Source organism: Variovorax sp. GW821-FHT06D12 (assembly GCF_059419205.1).
This window is the reverse complement of sequence record NZ_JBWKRI010000004.1, coordinates 282,703-302,438: the sequence shown is the minus strand read 5'-3', so window position 1 is coordinate 302,438 and position 19,736 is coordinate 282,703. Positions and strand designations below refer to the sequence as shown.

At 67.3% G+C, this 19,736-nt stretch carries 19 protein-coding genes; 6 read left to right on the top strand and 13 right to left on the bottom strand.

Going from position 1 to position 19,736, the window contains the following annotated elements:
* The first annotated feature begins 151 nt into the window (after window positions 1–151).
* Window positions 152–1,138, top strand: coding sequence for a magnesium/cobalt transporter CorA (gene corA / locus AC07SQ_RS15095; RefSeq protein ID WP_056584267.1), 987 nt, complete (start codon window positions 152–154; stop codon window positions 1,136–1,138).
* A gap of 57 nt (window positions 1,139–1,195) precedes the next feature.
* The gene (locus AC07SQ_RS15090; RefSeq protein ID WP_062481040.1) at window positions 1,196–1,948 is read left to right on the top strand and encodes a YoaK family protein; all 753 of its coding nucleotides are present in this window, start codon (window positions 1,196–1,198) and stop codon (window positions 1,946–1,948) included.
* A gap of 9 nt (window positions 1,949–1,957) precedes the next feature.
* Here the strand turns inward: AC07SQ_RS15090 and AC07SQ_RS15085 are convergent, their stop codons facing one another.
* The 11 genes from AC07SQ_RS15085 to AC07SQ_RS15035 all read right to left on the bottom strand — a co-directional run bounded on the left by AC07SQ_RS15085 (window position 1,958) and on the right by AC07SQ_RS15035 (window position 13,609).
* Window positions 1,958–2,698 (bottom strand): 5'-methylthioadenosine/adenosylhomocysteine nucleosidase, encoded by a 741-nt coding sequence (locus AC07SQ_RS15085; RefSeq protein ID WP_369632709.1) that lies wholly within the window; start codon window positions 2,696–2,698, stop codon window positions 1,958–1,960.
* Between the two features lie 36 nt (window positions 2,699–2,734).
* Window positions 2,735–4,366, bottom strand: a complete 1,632-nt coding sequence (locus AC07SQ_RS15080) for an ABC transporter substrate-binding protein (RefSeq protein ID WP_070063394.1) — start codon at window positions 4,364–4,366, stop codon at window positions 2,735–2,737.
* A gap of 47 nt (window positions 4,367–4,413) precedes the next feature.
* Window positions 4,414–5,433: a peptide ABC transporter ATP-binding protein gene (locus AC07SQ_RS15075; RefSeq protein ID WP_495273086.1), complete on the bottom strand. Its 1,020-nt coding sequence runs from the start codon at window positions 5,431–5,433 to the stop codon at window positions 4,414–4,416.
* Window positions 5,430–6,455 (bottom strand): ABC transporter ATP-binding protein, encoded by a 1,026-nt coding sequence (locus tag AC07SQ_RS15070; protein WP_495273085.1) that lies wholly within the window; start codon window positions 6,453–6,455, stop codon window positions 5,430–5,432. The genes AC07SQ_RS15075 and AC07SQ_RS15070 overlap by 4 nt, the downstream gene beginning before the upstream one ends.
* Window positions 6,456–6,472: 17 nt before the next feature.
* The gene (locus AC07SQ_RS15065; protein ID WP_095949747.1) at window positions 6,473–7,381 is read right to left on the bottom strand and encodes an ABC transporter permease subunit; all 909 of its coding nucleotides are present in this window, start codon (window positions 7,379–7,381) and stop codon (window positions 6,473–6,475) included.
* A gap of 4 nt (window positions 7,382–7,385) precedes the next feature.
* Window positions 7,386–8,390 carry an ABC transporter permease subunit gene (locus AC07SQ_RS15060; RefSeq protein ID WP_095743299.1) on the bottom strand — a complete coding sequence of 335 codons (1,005 nt, stop codon included), beginning with the start codon at window positions 8,388–8,390 and terminating at the stop codon, window positions 7,386–7,388.
* A 54-nt stretch (window positions 8,391–8,444) separates the two neighbouring features.
* On the bottom strand, window positions 8,445–10,124 hold the full coding sequence (locus tag AC07SQ_RS15055) for a long-chain-fatty-acid--CoA ligase (protein ID WP_070063399.1): 1,680 nt from the start codon (window positions 10,122–10,124) through the stop codon (window positions 8,445–8,447).
* A gap of 100 nt (window positions 10,125–10,224) precedes the next feature.
* Window positions 10,225–11,724, bottom strand: coding sequence for an NAD(P)(+) transhydrogenase (Re/Si-specific) subunit beta (locus AC07SQ_RS15050; RefSeq protein ID WP_495273084.1), 1,500 nt, complete (start codon window positions 11,722–11,724; stop codon window positions 10,225–10,227).
* Complete coding sequence (locus AC07SQ_RS15045; RefSeq protein WP_062481510.1) at window positions 11,721–12,050, bottom strand: NAD(P) transhydrogenase subunit alpha part 2; 330 nt, start codon at window positions 12,048–12,050, stop codon at window positions 11,721–11,723. The genes AC07SQ_RS15050 and AC07SQ_RS15045 overlap by 4 nt, the downstream gene beginning before the upstream one ends.
* A 49-nt stretch (window positions 12,051–12,099) precedes the next feature.
* Window positions 12,100–12,462: an aspartate 1-decarboxylase gene (panD, locus tag AC07SQ_RS15040; protein ID WP_062481508.1), complete on the bottom strand. Its 363-nt coding sequence runs from the start codon at window positions 12,460–12,462 to the stop codon at window positions 12,100–12,102.
* A 16-nt stretch (window positions 12,463–12,478) separates the two neighbouring features.
* The gene (locus AC07SQ_RS15035; protein WP_095743297.1) at window positions 12,479–13,609 is read right to left on the bottom strand and encodes a Re/Si-specific NAD(P)(+) transhydrogenase subunit alpha; all 1,131 of its coding nucleotides are present in this window, start codon (window positions 13,607–13,609) and stop codon (window positions 12,479–12,481) included.
* 402 nt (window positions 13,610–14,011) lie between these two features.
* Between AC07SQ_RS15035 and AC07SQ_RS15030 the strand changes: the two genes are divergently transcribed.
* From AC07SQ_RS15030 to AC07SQ_RS15020, 3 genes are all read left to right on the top strand, one after another.
* A complete protein-coding gene (locus AC07SQ_RS15030) occupies window positions 14,012–14,734 on the top strand; it encodes a response regulator transcription factor (RefSeq protein WP_062481504.1) in 723 nt (240 codons plus the stop codon).
* An 83-nt stretch (window positions 14,735–14,817) separates the two neighbouring features.
* Complete coding sequence (locus tag AC07SQ_RS15025; protein WP_495273083.1) at window positions 14,818–15,246, top strand: DUF4019 domain-containing protein; 429 nt, start codon at window positions 14,818–14,820, stop codon at window positions 15,244–15,246.
* A gap of 28 nt (window positions 15,247–15,274) precedes the next feature.
* Entirely contained in the window at window positions 15,275–15,748 is a 474-nt protein-coding gene (locus tag AC07SQ_RS15020; protein WP_495273082.1) for an NUDIX hydrolase, read from the top strand.
* A gap of 7 nt (window positions 15,749–15,755) precedes the next feature.
* Here the strand turns inward: AC07SQ_RS15020 and mnmA are convergent, their stop codons facing one another.
* A complete protein-coding gene (gene mnmA, locus AC07SQ_RS15015; RefSeq protein ID WP_070063404.1) occupies window positions 15,756–16,856 on the bottom strand; it encodes a tRNA 2-thiouridine(34) synthase MnmA in 1,101 nt (366 codons plus the stop codon).
* Window positions 16,857–17,001: 145 nt separating this feature from the next.
* Between mnmA and AC07SQ_RS15010 the strand changes: the two genes are divergently transcribed.
* Window positions 17,002–18,720, top strand: coding sequence for a long-chain-fatty-acid--CoA ligase (locus AC07SQ_RS15010; RefSeq protein WP_495273081.1), 1,719 nt, complete (start codon window positions 17,002–17,004; stop codon window positions 18,718–18,720).
* A gap of 3 nt (window positions 18,721–18,723) precedes the next feature.
* On the opposite strand, the gene AC07SQ_RS15005 is transcribed toward AC07SQ_RS15010, so the two are convergent.
* Complete coding sequence (locus tag AC07SQ_RS15005) at window positions 18,724–19,716, bottom strand: LLM class flavin-dependent oxidoreductase (protein ID WP_369630983.1); 993 nt, start codon at window positions 19,714–19,716, stop codon at window positions 18,724–18,726.
* Window positions 19,717–19,736 lie beyond the last annotated feature (20 nt).

The window sequence follows — 19,736 nt, the reverse complement described above, 5'->3', positions numbered from 1 at the left end:
GCTGCAACCGGAGACTCCCCTTGGAAACCGCCCCGTCTCGGCAGCTTTCAACTCCCTGGCGACGCTGCGCGTGATGTACTGACGCCGGGTCCGCGGGAATTGAAAGCGCCCCGCCCTCGCCCATCGTTCAGTCACCCCCGGGAGTGAGCCCATGCTCAACATCTTTACGCTCGCCAACGGCCGCCTCGTCCAGGAAGAGATCGAGTCGCTCGAAGAGCTCTCCAAGTTCCAGCCGATCTGGGTCGACCTCGAGTCGCCCACGCTCGAGGAAAAGCGCTGGATCAAGCAGTACTACGGCCTCTCGATTCCCGAAGACGCGATGGACGAGGACATCGAGGAATCGGCCCGCTTCTACGAGGAAGACAACGGCGAGCTGCACATCCGCTCCGACTTCTTGATCGACGACGACGAAGACCCGCGCACGGTGCGCGTCGCCTTCATCCTCAACCAGCACAACACCGACCTGCGCAGCCGCGGCGTGCTGTTCTCGATCCACGACGAAGACGTGCCCGTGTTCCGCTTGCTGCGCATGCGCGCACGCCGCGCGCCGGGGCTGATCGAAGACGCCAAGGAAGTGATGCTCAAGCTCTTCGACGCCGACGCCGAGTACTCGGCCGACACGCTGGAGAACATCTACGACGAGCTCGAAGTGGCGGGCAAGAAAGTGCTGTCGGGCAACGTCAGCGACGAGCTGGCCGGCGAGGTGCTCGGCGCCATCGCACGGCAGGAAGACTTGAACGGCCGCATCCGCCGCAACGTGATGGACACGCGCCGCGCCGTGAGCTTCATGATGCGCAGCAAGATGCTCAACGCCGAGCAGTTCGAAGAGGCGCGGCAGATCCTGCGCGACATCGAATCACTGGACAACCACACGGCCTTCCTCTTCGACAAGATCAACTTCCTGATGGATGCGACCGTCGGTTTCATCAACATCAACCAGAACAAGACCATCAAGATCTTCTCGGTGGCCAGCGTCGCGCTGCTGCCGCCCACGCTGATCGCGAGCATCTACGGCATGAACTTCAAGTTCATGCCCGAGCTCGACTGGGCCATGGGCTACCCCTACGCCATCGCGCTGATGGCCGCGAGCGCGCTGGTGCCGATGTGGTACTTCCGCCGGCGCGGCTGGCTCAAGTAGTTCTTCACACTGGGTGCTAGAGTGGCTGTCGGCAGGCAGCTGCCCCTGGAGAGCCCCGTGCGCAGACTTCGTTTCCTCACCAACCGCCACCGCGCGCCGTCGACGAACACCGCGCTCGGGCTGCTGCTGGCCTTCAACGCCGGCGCCATCAATGCGGGCGGCTTCCTCGTGCTGCACATGTACACCTCGCACATGACCGGCTTCGCCTCGCAGCTGGCGGACGGCATGGTGCTGGGCAACCTCACGCTGCTGCTGAACGCGCTGGGCGCGATCCTGGCGTTCGTGAGCGGCGCCGCGGTCTGCGCGGTGCTGGTGAACTGGGCGCGCCAGCACCGGCTGCATGGCGTGTATGCGCTGCCGCTGCTGCTGGAGGCCGCGCTGATGTTCCCGTTCGGGCTCGCCGGCGCGATCACGCTGACCTGGGCCACGCCGTTCGCGGTGCCGCTCACGGTGCTGCTGCTGTCGTTCATCATGGGCCTGCAGAACGCCGTGGCATCGAAGACCTCGGGCGGCAGCACGCGCACCACCCACATGACCGGCAACATCACCGACGTGGGGATCGAGCTGGGCAAGATGCTCTACTGGAACCGGCGCGCGCCGTCCACGCCGCTGCCGGTGCGCCACGATCGCAGCCGGCTTCGCCGCTGCGGCGGGCTGGTCGCGATGTTCGTGCTCGGCGGCGCCGTGGGTGCGCTGGGCTTCAAGCACGTGGGCTTCATCTGCGTCGTGCCGCTGGCCGCGCTGCTGCTGGCGCTGTCGATCCCGCCGCTGCTGCGCGACCTGCCGCAGCTGCGCCGGCTCGCGCCGTAGGCGGGTTCTTCAGGCCGCGTCGCGCGGCAGGGAGGCGAGCCAGGCGTCGACGAGCGCCAGGCTGTAGCGGCTCGCCACCTCGGCCACGAAGCGCGTGAAGTCGCCGTGCGCGGCATCGTCGGCGCGGTCCGAGATGGTCCGCAGCGCCGCGAAGGGCACGCCGTAGTCGTGGCAGGCCTGCGCCATCGCAGCGCCTTCCATCTCGACCGCGAGTGCGTCGGGCAGCGAACGCTGCAGGGCCCCACACTCCGCGGTGGTCGACACGAAACGGTCGCCGCTGATCAGCAGGCCGCGATGCACCTTCGGTGAACGCAGATGGAACTCATCGACCGCCTTCTGCCCCACCAGGCCCACCGGATCGCGCAGCGTGCCTTCGGCCACCGCCGCCAGCGCATCGCCGATGGCCGCATCGGCCGCGAAGCGCGAACGCCCCATCAGCGGCACCTCGTACTTCGGAAAGATCGGCGAGGCGTCCATGTCGTGCTGCAGCAGCTCGGTCGCCACGACCACGTCGCCGACGTTCACGCCCGGCGCCAGCCCGCCCGCCACGCCCGTGAACACGATCGCCCGCACGCCGAAGCGCTCGAGCAGCACCGTGGCCGTGACCGCCGCCGCGACCTTGCCGATGCGCGACAGCACCGCGACCACGGGCTGACCCTGCAGGTGGCCGACCCAGAAGTCGCGGCCGGCCATGTGCACGCGCTGCTCGTCGGGCATGCGCGCGAGGAGCGCACTGAGCTCCTCGTGCATGGCCGCGACGATGGCGATGGGCGCAGCGACCACGGCTTACTTGATGTCCACGCCGTAGAAGGTGTGGCGGCCGAACGGACTCAATTTGAAGTCGACCACCTCCTTGCGCACCGGCTTCAGCTGCACCGCGTGCGCGATGGTGAACCACGGCGCCTGCTCCTTGAAGATGACCTGCGCCTTCTTGTAGAGCGCGTCGCGCTCCGACTGCTTGGTCGCGCTCTTGGCCTTCACCACGAGGTCTTCGTAGGGCTGGTAGCAGAACTTCGAGATGTTGCTGCCACTGGCCGACTTGGCCGAGGCGCAGCCCAGCAGGGTGTACATGAAGTTGTCCGGGTCGCCGTTGTCGCCGGTCCAGCCCAGCATGCCCATCTGGTGCTCGCCGGCCTGCAGGCGCTTGCGGTACTCGCCCCACTCGAAGCTCTTGATCTCGGCCTTGACGTTGATCTTGGCCAGGTCGGCCTGCATCAGCTCGGCGATGCGCTTGGCGTTCGGGTTGTACGGGCGCTGCACCGGCATGGCCCACAGGTCGGTGCTGAAGCCATCGGGGAAGCCGGCCTGCGCCAGCAGCTTCTTGGCGGCTTCGGGGTCGTACGGGTCGTCCTTGACGGCATCGTTGTAGGACCACAGCGTGGGCGGAATCGGGTTCTTCGCGGCCACGCCGGTCGTGAGGTACACGCCGTCGATGATGGCCTTCTTGTTGATCGCCATGTTGATGGCCTTGCGCACGCGCACGTCGTCGAAGGGCTTCTTCGTCGTGTTGTACGAGAGGTAGCCCACGTTCAGGCCCGGCTGCTCCAGCACCTGCACGTTCGGGTCCTTGCGGATCGCGTCGAGGTCGGCCGGGTTCGGGTACGGCATGACGTGGCACTCGCCCTTTTGCAGCTTGGCCCAGCGCACCGAGGCATCGGGCGTGATTGCGAACACGAGGTCGTCGATCTTGGCCTTGCCGCCCCAGTACTGCGGGAAGGCCTTGAAGCGGATGATCGCGTCCTTCTGGTACTGCACGAGGTAGAACGGCCCGGTGCCGACCGGGTCCTGGTCGACCTTCTCGGGCGTGCCGGCCTTCAGCATCGCGATGGCGTACTCCTTCGACTGGATGCCCGCGTACTGCATCGCCAGGTTGGCCAGGAACGGCGCCTCGGCCTGGTTGAGCGTGATCTTCACCGTGTGGTCGTCGATGCGGTCCACCGACTTCAGCAGCTTGGGCATGCCCATGTCGTTGAAGTAGGAGTGGTTCTGGCTCGTGACCTTGAAGAAGGGATCGCTCTCCTTCCACTGGCGCTCGAGCATGAAGATGAAGTCGTCGGCGTTGAAGTCGCGCGTGGGCTTGAAGCTCTTGCTCGTGGTGTGCCACTTCACGCCCTTGCGCAGGTGGAAGGTGTACACGGTGCCGTCGGCCGAGATGTCCCATTTTTCAGCCAGGCCCGGCATCACCTTGGTGCCGCCGCGCTCGAACTCGACGATGGTGTTGTAGACCTGCGTGGTCACGTCGAAGGACGTGCCGGTGGTGTTCATGCCCGGATAGAAGTTTTCCGGGCTTCCTTCGGAGCAGTACACCAACGTCTTGGCTGACACGGCGCCGCAGGCCAGGGTAAGGGCCGTGAGCGCTGCCGGTGCCAGGAGCGCCAGCTTTTGTGAGCGGCGCGAAACGGAGGACTGGGTCTTCATGGGGACTCCTCGAGACAGGGTTGAAAAAATCGCCACTCCACTCTTCTTCAGGACGCGGCGAGCACGGGACCATCGGCGCGCACGGCGGGCGCGCCATCGAGAAACTGCTCGGCGTAGTGGCAGGCCACCAGCCGTTCGTCGAGCGCGCGCAGCGCGGGGCGCTCTTCGCGGCAGCGCGGCTGCACGTGCGGGCAGCGCGTGCTGAAGACGCAGCCCGAAGGCGGGTCCAGCGGCGACGGCAGCTCGCCCTTGAGCACGATGCGCTGGCTGCTCAGGCCCGGCGTCGAGGCCAGCAGCGCCTGCGTGTAGGGATGCAGCGGCCGCGCGAAGATGCGCGACTTGGGGCCCTGCTCCACCGCGTGGCCCAGGTACATCACGAGCACGTCGTGCGCGATGTGGCGCACCACGCCCAGGTCGTGCGAGATGAAGAGGTAGGCCAGGCCCAGCTCGGCCTGCAGGTCGGCCAGCAGGTTCAGCACCTGGGCCTGGATCGACACGTCGAGCGCCGACACCGGCTCGTCGGCCACCAGCAGGCGCGGCGACAGCATGAGCGCGCGCGCGATGGCGATGCGCTGGCGCTGGCCGCCCGAGAACATGTGCGGGTAGCGGTTGGCGTACTCGGGGCGCAGGCCGACGCGGGCCAGCATCTCGCGCGCGCGCTCGGCGCGCTCCGGCTTGCTCAGCGTGGTGTTGATGGCCAGCGGGTCTTCGAGCACCGCCGAAATCTTCTTGCGCGGGTTGAGCGAGCCATACGGGTTCTGGAACACCAGCTGCACCGCCTGGCGCAGCTCGCGCTTGCGTTCATGCGGCGGGCTCACCGCATCGGCGCCGATCAGCGTCAGCTGCCCGGCCGTGGGCTTCTCGATCAGCGCGACCATGCGCGCGAGCGTCGACTTGCCGCAGCCCGATTCGCCCACCACAGCGAGCGTGCGGCCGCGTTCGAGGCGGAACGAGATGTCGCCCACGGCGCGCAGTTGCGCCGGCGCACGGAACAGCCCGCGCCGCACGTCGTAGGTGCGCTGCAGGTTGCGCGCCTCGGCGACGATCTCCGGCGACACGTCGCTCATGGCAGCACCTCCGCGATGGCAGCGCGCGGCGGGTCTTGCGCGATGGCTTCGGCGCGCCCCGGCTCGCCGAGCGGAAAGTGGCAGCGCACCTCGGCGCCCTGCCACGCACGCAGCGCCGGTCGCACCTGGCAGGCACGCTCGGTGACGTAGCCGCAGCGCGGTGCGAACAGGCAGCCCGCGGGCCGGTCGTGCACACCGGGCACCACGCCGCTGATGGTCGCGAGCCGCCCCTCGGGCGCGGCACGCTCTGGCAGCGCCGCGAGCAAGGCCTCGGTGTAGGGGTGCTGAGGCGACGCGAACAAGCGATCGACGCGCTGGTGCTCCATCACCTGCCCCGCGTACATCACGGCGATGCGCTGCGCCATCTCACTGACCACGCCCATGTTGTGCGTGATGAGCACGAGCGCCATGCCGCGCTCCTTCTGCAGGTCGCGCAGCAGGTCGAGGATCTGCGCCTGGATGGTCACGTCGAGCGCGGTGGTCGGCTCGTCGGCGATCAGCAGGCGCGGGTTGCAGGCGATGGCCATCGCGATCATCACGCGCTGGTTCATGCCGCCCGAGAGCTGATGCGGGTAGCTGCCCAGGCGCGACGATGCGGCGGAAATGCCGACCTGTTCGAGCAGCTCGGTGGCGCGCTTCTTCGCCTCGCGCTTGTCGAGCTTCAGGTGCAGCCGCAGCGTTTCCATCAGCTGGAAGCCGATGGTGAAGCAGGGGTTGAGGCTGGTGGTCGGCTCCTGGAAGATCATCGCGACCTCCTTGCCGACCAGCGTGCGGCGCGCCTTGTCGGAGATGCCGAGCAGCTCCTTGCCCGCAAAGCGCATGTGCTCAGCGCGCACGCGGCCCGGGTAGCCGACGAGGCCCATGAGCGCCATCATCGTGACGCTCTTGCCCGAGCCCGACTCGCCGACGATGCCGAGCACCTCGCCTTCTTCGAGCGTGAGGCTCACGCCGTCGACGGCGTGCAGCACGCCGCCTTGCGTCGGGAACTCGACGTGCAGGTCCTTGATGTCCAGCAAAGGCATCTGTGCTCTCCTTTGCGTCAGCGCTTGAGCTTCGGGTCGAGCGCATCGCGCAGCCCGTCGCCCAGCAGGTTGAAGGCCAGCACGGCCGCAAGGATGGCGAGCCCCGGGAAGGTCACGACCCACCACGCGCGCAGCACGAACTCGCGCGCATCGGCCAGCATCGTTCCCCACTCGGGCGACGGCGGCTGTGCGCCCAGGCCGATGAAGCCGAGCGCCGCCGCATCGAGGATGGCGGTCGAGACGCCCAACGAGGCCTGCACGATCAGCGGTGCCGAACAGTTGGGCAGCACCTCGCGGAACATCAGGCGCAGCGTGCTGGCGCCGCTCACGCGCGCCGCGGTCACGTAGTCGCGCGAAACCTCGGCGATGACCGTGGCGCGCGTGATGCGCACGTAGTGCGGCAGCACCACGATGGCCACCGCGAGCATGGCGTTGACGAGCCCCGGCCCGAGGATCGCGACGATCACGATGGCCATCAGCAGGCTGGGCATCGTGAGGATGATGTCCATCATCCGCATGATCGCGATCTCCAGCGCGCCGCGAAAGAAGCCGGCGACGAGCCCGAGCACCACGCCCACCACCACCGACAGCGCCACCACCGCGACGCCGATCGACAGCGACAGCCGCGCGCCGTGCATGAGCCGCGACAGGATGTCGCGCCCGATGGCGTCCGTTCCCAGCAGGTAGGTCCACGAGCCGCCCTCCTGCCAGGCCGGCGGCTTGAGGAAAGCGGCGGCGTTGGTTTCGTTCGGTGCATGCGGCGCGATCCACGGCGCGAACAGCGCCACCAGCAGCAGCACCACGATGGTGACGAGACCGATGACCGCACCCCGGTTCGCCGAGAAGGCGGTCCAGAACTCGCGCCAGGGACCGGGAGGCGCCGAGGCCTGCGAGCCGGGGGGAACGGCGTGGGTGTTGCTCGTCATCGACTCAATGCCTGATCCGCGGGTTGATGACGCCGTAGGCGATGTCCACCAGCAGGTTGAGCAGCATCACGATGCCGCCCAGCAGCAGCATGCCGCCCTGCAGCACCGGGTAATCGCGCCGCCCGATGGCCTCGATGAGCCACTTGCCGACGCCGGGCCAGGAGAAGATGGTCTCGGTCAGGATCGCGCCGGTGAAGAGCACGCCGATCTGCAGGCCGATCACCGTGACGACCGGGATCAGTGCGTTGCGCAGCGCATGCAGGCCCACCACGCGAAAGCGCGACAGGCCCTTGGCGCGCGCGGTGCGGATGTAGTCCTCGCCCAGCACCTCGAGCATGGCCGAGCGCGTCATGCGCGCAATGACGGCCAGCGGCACGGTGCCCAGCACGATGGCCGGAAGAATGAGGTGGTGCAGCGCCGACCAGAAGGCCTCGGTCTCGCCGGCGCGCAGCGCGTCGATCAGCAGGAAGCCGGTCTGCGGCTCGACGAAGTACTGCACCGAGATGCGGCCCGACACCGGCGTCCAGCCCAGCTGCACCGAGAAGAACAGGATGAGCAGCAGGCCCCACCAGAAGATCGGCATCGAGTAGCCGGTGAGCGACGTGGCCATCACGCCGTGATCGAAGATGGAGTTGCGCCGCACCGCCGCGAGGATGCCGGCCGGCAGCCCGAGCAGCAGCGCGAAGAGAATCGCGCACACGCCGAGCTCGACGGTGGCCGGAAAGAGCGCGAGGAACTCGCTCATCACCGTGTCCTGCGTGATGAGCGACTTGCCCAGGTCGCCCTGCAGCACGCGGCCGATGTAGATGCCGTATTGCACGAGCAGGGGCTTGTCCAGGCCCATGGCGGTGCGCAGCTCGGCATGGCGCGCGGGGTCGATCCCGCGCTCGCCGGCCATCGTCTCGATGGGGTCACCCGGCACCAGCCGGATGAGAAAGAAGGCCAGCAGCGTCATGCCGATGAAGGTCGGCACGAGCAAGCCTAGGCGAACGTAAATGAATCTGAGCATCGACCCGCGAATATGCAAGATCGATGCCCCGGCCCCACCCGGGCGGAACCCTTACTACTTCTTGCTATCCCGCAGCTCGCGCCGCAGGATCTTGCCCACCGGGGTCTTGGGCATGTCGGTGCGGAACTCGATCACGCGCGGCTGCTTGTAGCCCGTGAGGTTGGCGCGGCAGTACTCGCGCACCTGCGCTTCGGTGAGCGACTCGTCCTTCTTGACGATGACGAGCTTCACGGCCTCGCCGGTCTTGTCGTCGGGCACGCCGACCGCGGCGCATTCGAGCACGCCGGGCAGCATCGCCACCACGTCCTCGATCTCGTTCGGGTACACGTTGAAGCCCGACACCAGGATCATGTCCTTCTTGCGGTCGACCACCTTGAAGTAGCCGCGCTCGTCGACCACGCCGATGTCGCCGCTCTTGAAGTAACCGTCGGGCGTCATGACCTTGGCGGTCTCGTCGGGGCGCTGCCAGTAGCCGGCCATGACCTGCGGGCCCTTGATGGCGATCTCGCCGCGCTCGCCGGTCGGCACTTCGTTGCCGTCGTCGTCGAGCAGCTTGAGCCAGGTGCTCGGCAGCGGCAGGCCGATGGTGCCGGTGTAGGCCGTGCTGTTGGTCGGGTTGCAGGTGGTCGAGGGCGAGGTTTCCGAGAGGCCGTAGCCTTCGCAGATGGGGCAGCCGGTTTTCTCGAGCCAGAGCTTGGCCACCGCAGCCTGCACCGCCATGCCGCCGCCGACCGAGACCTTCAGGTTCTTCCAGTTGACGGTGTTGAAGTCGGGGTGGTTCGCCAGCCCGTTGAACAGCGTGTTGACGGCCGGGAAGCTGTGAATGGTGTGCTTGGACAGTTCCTTGAGCACGCCGGGAATGTCGCGCGGGTTCGGGATCAGGATCAGCTTGCCGCCCGTGCGCATGCTCAGCATCATGCCGACCGTGAACGCGAAGATGTGATACAGCGGCAGCGCGCACACGCTGGTGGGCTGCTCGTTGGCCGGCACCTTGGCCATGACGGGCTCGTTCCAGGCCTCGGACTGCAGCACGTTGGCGATCACGTTGCGATGCAGCAGCACCGCGCCCTTGGACACGCCGGTGGTGCCGCCGGTGTACTGCAGCACGGCCACGTCGTCGGGACCGGTGGCCACGGGCTTGAGCGAACCGCCCGCGCCCTTGTCGAGCGCGTCGTTGAAGCGCACGGCGCCCGGCAGGCTGAAGTGCGGCACCAGCTTCTTGACGTTGCGCACCACGTAGTTGACCAGCGCGCCCTTCAGGAAGCCGAGCCGGTCGCCCATGGAGGCCAGCACGATGTGCTTGATCGGCGTGCTCGCGATGCACTGCTGCAGCGTGGTGCCGAAGTTCTCCATGATGACGATCGCCTTGGCGCCCGAGTCCTTGAGCTGGTGCTCGAGTTCGCGCGGCGTGTACAGCGGGTTCACGTTCACCAGGATCAGGCCGGCGCGCAGGATGGCCGCCACCGCGATCGGGTACTGCGGGCAGTTGGGCATCATCGCGGCGACACGGTCGCCCTTCACGAGGCCCAGGCCCTGCAGGTAGGCCGCGAAGGCCTTGCTGAGCTTGTCGGTCTCGCCGTAGCTCACGTCCTTGCCCATGAAGCTGTAGGCCGTGCGGTCGGCGTACTTGGTGAAGCTCTCCTCCATGAGCGCCACCAGCGACGGGTAGTGCGACGCGTCGATGTCGGCGGGCACGCCTTGCGGGTAGCTGCTGAGCCAGGGGCGTTCGGTCATGGATGTGTCTCCTCGGAGTCGGATGAGTTTTTAAAAACGAAAACGGCGCACGTGAGGCGCCGCGACGATCAGGCCCGCATCGCGGGCACGGACCTTCGGCCTATTCGATGGCCTTGCCCATATCTTCCACTACTTTTTTCGCATCGCCAAAGACCATCATGGTCTTGTCCATGTAGAAGAGCTCGTTGTCCAGGCCCGCGTAGCCGGCGGCCATGGAGCGCTTGTTCACGATGACGGTCTTGGCCTTGTAGGCTTCCAGGATCGGCATGCCGTAGATCGGCGTGCCCTTGGTGAGCGCGGCCGGGTTCACCACGTCGTTGGCACCCAGGATGATCGCCACGTCGGCCTGCGCGAACTCGCCATTGATGTCCTCCATCTCGAACACCTGGTCGTAGGGCACCTCGGCCTCGGCCAGCAGCACGTTCATGTGGCCCGGCATGCGGCCGGCCACGGGGTGAATGGCGTACTTCACCTTGACGCCCTTGTGCGTGAGTTTCTCGGCCAGTTCGTTCACGGCGTGCTGGGCGCGCGCCACGGCCAGTCCGTAGCCCGGAACGATGATCACCGTCTCGGCGTTGGACAGCATGTAGGCCGCGTCGTCCGCGCTGCCGCTCTTGACCGGGCGCTGCTCCTTGTCGCCGCTGGAGGCCGTGGTTGCCTCGCCGCCGAAGCCGCCCAGGATCACGTTGAAGAACGAGCGGTTCATGGCCTTGCACATGATGTAGCTCAGGATCGCACCCGAAGAGCCCACCAGCGAACCGGCCACGATCAGCATCGCGTTGTTCAGGCTGAAGCCGATGCCGGCCGCCGCCCAGCCCGAGTAGCTGTTGAGCATCGACACCACCACCGGCATGTCAGCGCCGCCGATCGGGATGATGATGAGCACGCCCATCACGAAGGCCAGCGCCAGCATCGCGAAGAACGCCGGCCAGCTTTCGGTGGCCACGAACACCAGGCCCAGGGCGATGGTCGCCAGGCCCAGCACCAGGTTCAGCATGTGCTGGCCCGAGAACTGCACCGGCGCGCCCTGGAACAGGCGGAACTTGTACTTGCCCGAGAGCTTGCCGAAGGCGATGACCGAACCGCTGAAGGTGATGGCGCCGATGGCCGCACCCAGGAACAGCTCGAGCCGGTTGCCATAAGGAATGGCATGGCGCACGAAGCCCTCGAAGAGGACCGCGCCGTCGGGCGTGCGCGCACCGACGACAGCCGCCACGGGCGCGGCGGTGATGCCGAAGGCCCAGGGCTCGGCCACCGCGGCCACACCGATGAACACCGCGGCCAGGCCGATCATGCTGTGCATGAAGGCGACCAGCTCGGGCATCTTGGTCATCTCGACCTTGTTGGCCATGAAGGCGCCCAGACCGCCACCGACCACGACGGCGGCCAGCACCCAGCCGATGCCGGTGGTGAAGTCGACGTTGAGGGCGCGCGCCTGTCCGTGGACGAGCGCGATGGTGGTCAGCACGGCGATCGCCATGCCGGTCATGCCGAAGATGTTGCCGCGGATCGAGGTGGTGGGATGGGACAGGCCCTTCAGGGCCTGGATGAAGCAGACGCTGGCAACAAGGTACAGCAGCGTGACGAGGTTCATGCTCACTTGGCGGCTCCCTCTGCAGCCTTGGGGGCGGCCTTCTTGTCTTTCTTCTTGAACATCTCGAGCATCCGGCGCGTGACCAGGAAGCCGCCGAAGACGTTCACCGCGGCCAGCGCCACGGCGAGCACGCCCATGGTCTTGCCCAGCGGCGTGGTGGTGAGCGCGGCGGCCAGCATGGCGCCCACGATCACGATGGCCGAGATGGCGTTGGTCACGGCCATGAGCGGCGTGTGCAGCGCGGGCGTGACGGTCCAGACCACGTGGTAGCCGACGTAGATGGCCAGCACGAAGATGGTCAGGTTGATGACGGTGTGCGAAACGATTTCCATGGTGTTGTGTTCTCCTCGTTCGGTCTCTGTCTCTTGGTCCCGGGCTCTGTCAGAGCTTCTTGACTTCGTTGATGCGGTTGGCATCGCCAAGCAGCACCACCTTGGGCTTGTAGTCGGCGGCTTCGGCCTCGGTCATGGGGGCGTAGGTGCAGATGATGAGCAGGTCGCCCACATGCGCCTTGCGCGCCGCCGCGCCGTTGAGCGAGATGGCGCCCGAACCGCGCGCCGCCTTGATGATGTAGGTCGAGAAGCGCTCGCCGTTGTTGACGTTGTACAGCTCGATCTTTTCGTACTCGCGCATGTCGGCCGCGTCGAGCAGGTCTTCGTCGATGCCGCACGAGCCTTCGTAGTGCAGGTCGGCTTCGGTCACGGTGGCGCGATGCAGCTTCGCGCGGAGCATGGTGCGGTTCATGGAAGGCAGCCTGCTCTTACTTGCGCGTGACCTGGCCGTCCTGCGTGACGCGGCAGGCGGCGACGATGTCGTCCTCGAGGTCGATCTTGAGCGCGCCTTCCTTCGTGACGACGAGCTTGAGGAAGTCGAGCACGTTGCGCGCATACAGCGCCGACGCGTCGGCCGCCACCAGCGCCGCGAGATTGGTTTCGCCCACGATGGTCACGCCATGCTTGACCACGGTCTTGTCGGCCTCCGACAGCGGGCAGTTGCCGCCGATGCCGTCGGCGCCCTTGCCGGCCGCGATGTCGACGATCACCGAACCCGGCTTCATCGACTTGACCATGTCCTCGGTGACGAGGGTGGGCGCGGCGCGGCCCGGGATGAGCGCGGTGCTGATGACCACGTCGGCCAGCGCGACGCGCTTGGCGACCTCGGCCTGCTGGCGTGTGAGCCAGCTGGCGGGCATCGGGCGGGCGTAGCCGCCGACGCCTTCGGCCGCGTCTTTCTCTTCCTGCGTCTCGTAGGGCACGTCGATGAACTTGCCGCCCAGCGACTCGATCTGTTCCTTGACGCTCGGACGCACGTCCGAGGCCTCGATGACGGCGCCCAGGCGCTTGGCCGTGGCAATGGCCTGCAGGCCGGCCACGCCGACGCCCAGGATGACGACGCGCGCGGCCTTCACGGTGCCGGCGGCAGTCATGAGCATGGGGAAGAAGCGCTGGTACTTGTCGGCCGCGATCATCACGGCCTTGTAGCCGGCGATGTTGGCCTGCGAGCTGAGCACGTCCATGCTCTGGGCGCGCGTGGTGCGCGGCGCGGCTTCGAGCGCGAAGCCCGTGACGCCCGCGGCGGCCAGGCGCTGCAGGCCGGCCGCGTCGAAAGGATTGAGCATGCCGATGACGACCGCGCCGGCCTTCAGCTGCGCCGCTTCGGCGTCGCTGGGCGTGCGCACCTTGAGCACCATGTCGGCGGAGAGCGCCCCGGCCGCATCGGTGATCTCGGCGCCTGCCGTCTGGTACGCCGCGTCGGTGACGCTGGCTGCAATGCCGGCACCGGCCTGCACACGCACGGTATGCCCGGAGGCCACCAGTTTCTTCACCGTTTCGGGTGTAACGGCCACTCGGGTTTCGCCAGCCGCTGTCTCGGCAGGCACGCCTATCAACATAGAGTTCTCCTCAGGGGGAAGGGGCAGCACGGATTGCGGGCAGAGCTTACAGCAAGATTACAAGCGCACCTGTCGCCAGAATGCCGCGTTCTTTTTGCTGCTCAACGCCCGCAGGCACTGCACATGTAGCTATTTAATTGATAGCAAATTGGCGGCCGGTACGACCCCGGGGGAAACACGGGTGACCGCCGCAGAAGCGCTTGTGGCGCCTTCGCTCGCTCTGGTTCTAGATTGCAATCAACTAACACCAATTGGATTCAATTGGCAATTGAACCACATACATAAAATCAATTTGCGTGAATTAATAGCAATTCACAGCAATGATTTCAGACGCAGATAGATACACTTCGATTCATATTGCGGACACATAGAGGTCCACACAGGGCGGAACAAGGGAATGGAATGCGCATTGCAGTACTCGACACCGAGCCGGACCAACTCCGGTTGATCAACCAATCCATGGCGAGCCTCGGTCACGAGTGCCACACGTACGCTGCCGGCAAGGCGCTGCTGCACGCCATGCGCCGCGAAACCTTCGACCTGCTGGTCCTCGACTGGCGCCTGCCGGACATGAACGGCCCGGACGTCGTCAAGACGATCCGGCAGGACTACAAGAGCCGCATGCCGATCCTGTTCGTGACCGAGCACCACGACGACAGCGACATGGTCGAAGGCCTCAATGTCGGTGCCGACGACTTCATGGCCAAGCCGCTGCGCCCGATCGAGTTCGAAGCCCGCATCAATGCGCTGCTGCGCCGCGCCTACCCCTCGCGCAACGAGCCCGAAATGGTGTTCGGCCCATACCACTTCTTTCCGCCCTCGCGCACCATCCGGGTCCACGGCGAGCTGGTCGAGCTGAAGAACCGCGAATACGAACTCGCGCTCTTCCTGTTCCAGAACCTGGGGCGCCTGCTCTCGCGCGAGCACCTGCACGAGGCGGTCTGGGGGCTGGGCGTCGAGGCGCTGTCGCGCTCGCTCGACACCCACGTGTCACGCCTGCGCACCAAGCTCGAGTTGCGCCCGTCGAACGGCTTCCTGCTGCTGGCCGTGTACGGTCTGGGCTACCGGCTGGAAACCATCGAGGTCGACACACGGCCCGCCGCTGCAGCTTCCAACGCGCGCTGAGCGCACGCCCCGGCAGGCCGGGCGGGGAACCCCTCCTCCCCGTCGGCCTCCAACTTGTTCTGTCCGAACAAGTGCCCTTCCCCATGACCCGGCTCCTCCTGGCCGCACTGCTCCTGCTGTGCAGCGGCCTGTTCCCCGCCCTCGCCGAAGACGTCGAGGCCAGCGACATGGTGCGCGGCGGACTGCAGGCGATCCAGATGATCGACCGCGACCAGGCCGGCGAGCTGTGGGACGGCGCCACGCCCGCCACCCGCAAGCGCATCACCCGCACCGACTTCGCCAGCAAGGTGGCCAGGAGCCGCGCCCCGCTCGGCGGGCCGCAGCAGCGCACCTGGGTGGCCGTGCACCGGCAGGTCGTGACCGACCCGGACGCCGATGCGGCCGGCCAGTACGTCAGCGTCGAGTACGAGACCCGCTTCGGCAACACCCCCGATCGCACGCTGCGCGAACGGGTGAGCTTCCGGCTCGACGCCGACCGCATCTGGCGCTTCAGCGGCTATGTCGTGCGATAGGCGAGATGCCGATAGACTCGCGCCCACGATGCCCACACGCTGGAAACCCAATGTCACCGTGGCCGCGGTGATCGAGCAAGACGGCCGCTTCCTGCTCGTCGAAGAGCAGACCGACGACGGCCTGAAGCTCAACAACCCGGCCGGCCACCTCGACCCCGGCGAGTCGCCCGAGGACGGCTGCATCCGCGAGACGCTCGAGGAAACAGCCCACGCCTTCACGCCGACCGCGCTGCTCGGCGTGTACATGGCGCGCTCGGCCGAGCAGCCCGACGTGACCTACATGCGCTTTGCCTTCACCGGTGAACTGGGCGCACGCGAAGAGGGTCGCGCGCTCGACGAAGGCATCGTGCGCACGCTGTGGATGAGCGTGGACGAGATCCGCGCCAGCGTCGCGCGCCATCGCAGCCCGCTGCTGCTGCGCTGCGTCGAGGACCACCTCGCCGGCAAGCGCCACCCGCTCGCGCTGATCCACACCGAAGACAGCGTGCGGCAGCCCCGCTGAGGCCGGTTCAGACGATGACGCCGCCCCCGAGGCAGCGCTCGCCGTCGTACAGCACGGCCGACTGCCCCGGCGTGACCGCCCATTGCGGCGCACCGAAGCGCAGGCTGAACGCGCCGTTGGCGCCCTCGCCCAATTCGCAGGCTGCGTCGGCCTGCCGGTAGCGCGCCTTCGAACCGTAGGCGCCCGCGGTGGGCGCCTCGCCGGCGACCCAGCTCGCGTCGTCCGCCTTCAGCTCGGACGACAGCAGCCACGGATGGTCGTGCCCCTGCACCACCCACAGCGTGTTCTTCTCGACGTCCTTGCGCGCGACGAACCAGGGCGAATGGTCGCCCGCGCCGCGCTGGGCGCCCTTTTCCTTCACGCCGCCGATGCCCAGCCCCTGGCGCTGGCCCAGCGTGTAGAAGCTCAGGCCCTGGTGCTCGCCGAGCTTGCGGCCGCGGTCGTCCTTGATCGGGCCCGGCTCCTTGGAGATGTAGCGGTTCAGGAAGTCGCGGAACGGCCGCTCGCCGATGAAGCAGATGCCGGTCGAGTCCTTCTTCTTCGCGTTGGGCAGGCCGATTTCTTCCGCGATGCGGCGCACCTCGGTCTTGTGCAGCTCGCCGACCGGGAACAGCGTCTTCGACAGCTGCGCCTGGTTCAGGCGGTGCAGGAAGTAGCTCTGGTCCTTCGAGTTGTCGAGCCCCTTGAGCAGCTCGTGCCGGCCCGTGGCCTCGTTCAGGCGCACGCGGGCGTAGTGGCCGGTGGCGATCTTCTCGGCGCCCAGCCGCATGGCGTGGTCGAGAAAGGCCTTGAACTTGATCTCGGCGTTGCACAGCACGTCGGGGTTGGGCGTGCGGCCGGCCTTGTACTCGCGCAGGAACTCGGCGAACACGCGGTCCTTGTAGTCGGCGGCGAAGTTGACGTGCTCGATCTCGATGCCCAGCACGTCGGCCACGCTGGCGGCGTCCACGAAGTCGATGTTCGACGAGCAGTACTCGCTGTCGTCGTCGTCTTCCCAGTTCTTCATGAAGATGCCGACCACCTCGTGCCCCTGCTGCTTGAGCAGGTGCGCGGTGACCGCGGAGTCCACCCCGCCGCTCAGCCCGACCACGATCCGTTGTTTTGCCATAAGCCCGCCATTGTCCCAGCCCGACGACAGGGGCATCCGGCGTGTGGGAAATCGGGAAAACCCGTGTCGCCGGCTTGTCAGCCGCCACTCCACGATGCGAAAGGCCGGCGCTACAGTGCCCCGAAACACAGCGGAGACAACACGCATGGCGACCCCTTCCCTCTCTGGCGACCCCACCCCCTGGACGCGCAACTACCCGCCCGGCATGCGCTGGGACGCCGACCTGCCCGTCAAGCCGGTGCAGCAGATGCTCGACGAAGCGGTCGCGCGCTGGCCCGACCATTCGGCCGTCGAGTTCATGGGCCAGTCGCTCAGCTACCGCCAGCTTGGTGACGCGGTCGACCGTGCCGCCAAGGGCCTGCAGGACCTGGGCGTGAAGCCGGGCGTGCATGTCGGCCTGTACCTGCCGAACACGCCGCACTACCCGATCGCCTTCTTCGCCGTGCTCAAAGCCGGCGGCACGGTGGTGAACTACTCGCCGCTGGACGCCGAGCGCGTGCTGGCCCACAAGATCGAGGACAGCCGCACCGACATCCTCGTCACGCTCGACCTCGTGAACCTGTACCCGCTGATGGCGCGCCTGCTCGACAGCTCGCGCCTGAAGACGCTGGTGGTCGGCAGCCTCGGCGACTACGGCGCGGCGGGCGACAAGGTGCAGGCCCAGCTGCAGGGGGCCGGCCAGATCGCACCGGTGCCCACCGACGACCGCCACGTGCGCTTCACCGACCTGCTCAAGAGCGAAGGCACGCACCAGACCTACCCGCTGGGCGACCTGGCCGAAGAGATCGTCGTGCTGCAGTACACCGGCGGCACCACCGGCCTGCCCAAGGGCGCGATGCTCACGCACGCCAACCTCACGTCGGCCTCGGCGCAGTACTACGAATCGACGCGCGGCGAGCCGCCGATCCTCGACGAAGGCAAGGAGCGCTTCCTGGTCGTGCTGCCGCTGTTCCACATCTTCGCGCTGAGCGCCGCGATGCTGCTGGGCGTGCGCCTGGGCGCGGCGCTGGTGCTGCACACGCGCTTCGATGTCGACGCGGTGATGAACGAGCTCGCGGCCAGCCGGATCAGCGTGTTCCCCGGCGTGCCGACCATGTACACCGCCATCCTTTCGCACCCCAAGGCCAAAGAGATGGACCTGCGCTCGCTGAAGTTCTGCGGCTCCGGCGGCGCGCCGCTGCCGGTGGAGGTAGAGCAGCGCTTCTTCGAACTCACCGGCTGCCACCTCAACGAAGGCTGGGGCATGACCGAGACCTCGCCCGTGGGCACCTTCACGCCCGCGCGCGGCGTGCGCAAGGCCGGCTCGTGCGGCATGCCGCTGCCGCGCGTGCGCATCAAGCTCGTGAGCCTGGACGACCCGACCAAGGACGTGACCGCGTTCGGCGAACCCGGCGAGCTGTGCGTGCAGGGCCCGAACGTCATGAAGGGCTACTGGAACAACCCGAAGGCCACCGCCGAGTCGATGACGGCCGACGGCTACTTCCGCAGCGGCGACGTCGCGAAGGTGGACGCCGACGGCTACCTGTACATCGTCGACCGCACCAAGGACATGCTGCTGTGCGGCGGCTACAACGTGTACCCGCGCGTGCTCGAGGAGGCGGTGTACGAGCACCCGTCGGTGGCCGAGGTCTGCGTGATCGGCGTGCCCGACGAGTACCGGGGCCAGTCGCCCAAGGCTTTCGTGAAACTGAAGGACGGCGCGGACGATCTCACGCTCGACGCGCTCAAGAGCTTCCTGAAGAACCGCCTGGGCAAGCACGAGATGATCGGCGCGCTAGAGATCCGCGCCGAGCTTCCCAAGACCGCCGTGGGCAAGCTCTCGAAGAAAGACCTCGTGGACGAGGAAGCCCGCAAGCGGGCCTAGCCTCTACGACTTCTTCTGACCGAAGGCCTCGGCCAGCAGCTCGTACGAGCGCAGCCGGGCCGCGTGGTCGAACACCTGCGAGGTGATCATGAGTTCGTCGGCACCCGTGCGCGCCACGAACGCTTCCACGCCCTGCTTCACGGTCTCGACCGAACCCACCGCGGAGCACGACAGCACCGAGTCGAGCAGCGCGTTCTCGGCCGGGCCGACCTTCTGGCGGTAGTTCTCCACCGGCGGCGGCAGGCGCCCCGGGCGGCCGCTGCGCAGGTTCACGAAGGCCTGCTGCCACGAGGTGGCGCGGAACTCGGCCTCCGCGTCGGTGTCGGCCGCGAACACGTTGAAGCCCAGCATCACGTACGGCTTGCTCAGCTGCGCCGAGGGCTTGAAGGTCTCGCGATAGATCTGGATGGCCTGCATGATCTGCTGCGGTGCGAAGTGCGAGGCAAAGGCATACGGCAGGCCCAGGTGCGCCGCCAGCTGCGCGCCGAAGGTGCTCGAGCCCAGGATCCACACCGGCACCTCGAGCCCCGCGCCGGGCACGGCGCGCACGGCCTGCTGCGGGTTCTTCGACATGAAGTCCATGAGCTCCATCACGTCCTGCGGGAACTGGTCGGCGTCCGACTCCAGGTTGCGCCGCAGGGCGCGCGCGGTGCGCTGGTCGGAGCCGGGCGCGCGGCCCAGGCCCAGGTCGACGCGTCCCGGGTACAGCGACTCCAGCGTGCCGAACTGCTCGGCGATCACCAGCGGCGAGTGGTTGGGCAGCATCACGCCGCCGGCGCCGATGCGGATGGTGGAAGTGCCCGCGCCCACGTGCGACAGCAGCACGGCCGTGGCCGCGCTCGCGATGCCCGGCATGCCGTGGTGCTCGGCCAGCCAGTAGCGCGTGTAGCCCAGCTTCTCGCCGTGCTGCGCCAGCGACAGCGAGTTGCGGAACGACTGCGCGGCATCGCTGCCTTCGGTGATCGGGGAAAGGTCGAGGATCGAAAGCGGAATCATGGCGCGATCATGGCGCGAAC

Bases quoted from the DNA above. Each gene is read 5' to 3' on its own strand.
- AC07SQ_RS15065 (WP_095949747.1), bottom strand. From the start codon at position 7,381: ATGACGAGCAACACCCACGCCGTTCCCCCCGGCTCGCAGGCCTCGGCG.
- AC07SQ_RS15030 (WP_062481504.1), top strand. From the start codon at position 14,012: ATGCGCATTGCAGTACTCGACACCGAGCCGGACCAACTCCGGTTGATC.
- mnmA (WP_070063404.1), bottom strand. From the start codon at position 16,856: ATGGCAAAACAACGGATCGTGGTCGGGCTGAGCGGCGGGGTGGACTCC.
- corA (WP_056584267.1), top strand. From the start codon at position 152: ATGCTCAACATCTTTACGCTCGCCAACGGCCGCCTCGTCCAGGAAGAG.
- AC07SQ_RS15010 (WP_495273081.1), top strand. From the start codon at position 17,002: ATGGCGACCCCTTCCCTCTCTGGCGACCCCACCCCCTGGACGCGCAAC.
- AC07SQ_RS15005 (WP_369630983.1), bottom strand. From the start codon at position 19,716: ATGATTCCGCTTTCGATCCTCGACCTTTCCCCGATCACCGAAGGCAGC.
- AC07SQ_RS15085 (WP_369632709.1), bottom strand. From the start codon at position 2,698: ATGCACGAGGAGCTCAGTGCGCTCCTCGCGCGCATGCCCGACGAGCAG.
- AC07SQ_RS15060 (WP_095743299.1), bottom strand. From the start codon at position 8,390: ATGCTCAGATTCATTTACGTTCGCCTAGGCTTGCTCGTGCCGACCTTC.
- AC07SQ_RS15045 (WP_062481510.1), bottom strand. From the start codon at position 12,050: ATGGAAATCGTTTCGCACACCGTCATCAACCTGACCATCTTCGTGCTG.
- AC07SQ_RS15075 (WP_495273086.1), bottom strand. From the start codon at position 5,433: ATGAGCGACGTGTCGCCGGAGATCGTCGCCGAGGCGCGCAACCTGCAG.
- AC07SQ_RS15020 (WP_495273082.1), top strand. From the start codon at position 15,275: ATGCCCACACGCTGGAAACCCAATGTCACCGTGGCCGCGGTGATCGAG.
- AC07SQ_RS15070 (WP_495273085.1), bottom strand. From the start codon at position 6,455: ATGCCTTTGCTGGACATCAAGGACCTGCACGTCGAGTTCCCGACGCAA.
- AC07SQ_RS15055 (WP_070063399.1), bottom strand. From the start codon at position 10,124: ATGACCGAACGCCCCTGGCTCAGCAGCTACCCGCAAGGCGTGCCCGCC.
- AC07SQ_RS15080 (WP_070063394.1), bottom strand. From the start codon at position 4,366: ATGAAGACCCAGTCCTCCGTTTCGCGCCGCTCACAAAAGCTGGCGCTC.
- panD (WP_062481508.1), bottom strand. From the start codon at position 12,462: ATGAACCGCACCATGCTCCGCGCGAAGCTGCATCGCGCCACCGTGACC.
- AC07SQ_RS15035 (WP_095743297.1), bottom strand. From the start codon at position 13,609: ATGTTGATAGGCGTGCCTGCCGAGACAGCGGCTGGCGAAACCCGAGTG.
- AC07SQ_RS15025 (WP_495273083.1), top strand. From the start codon at position 14,818: ATGACCCGGCTCCTCCTGGCCGCACTGCTCCTGCTGTGCAGCGGCCTG.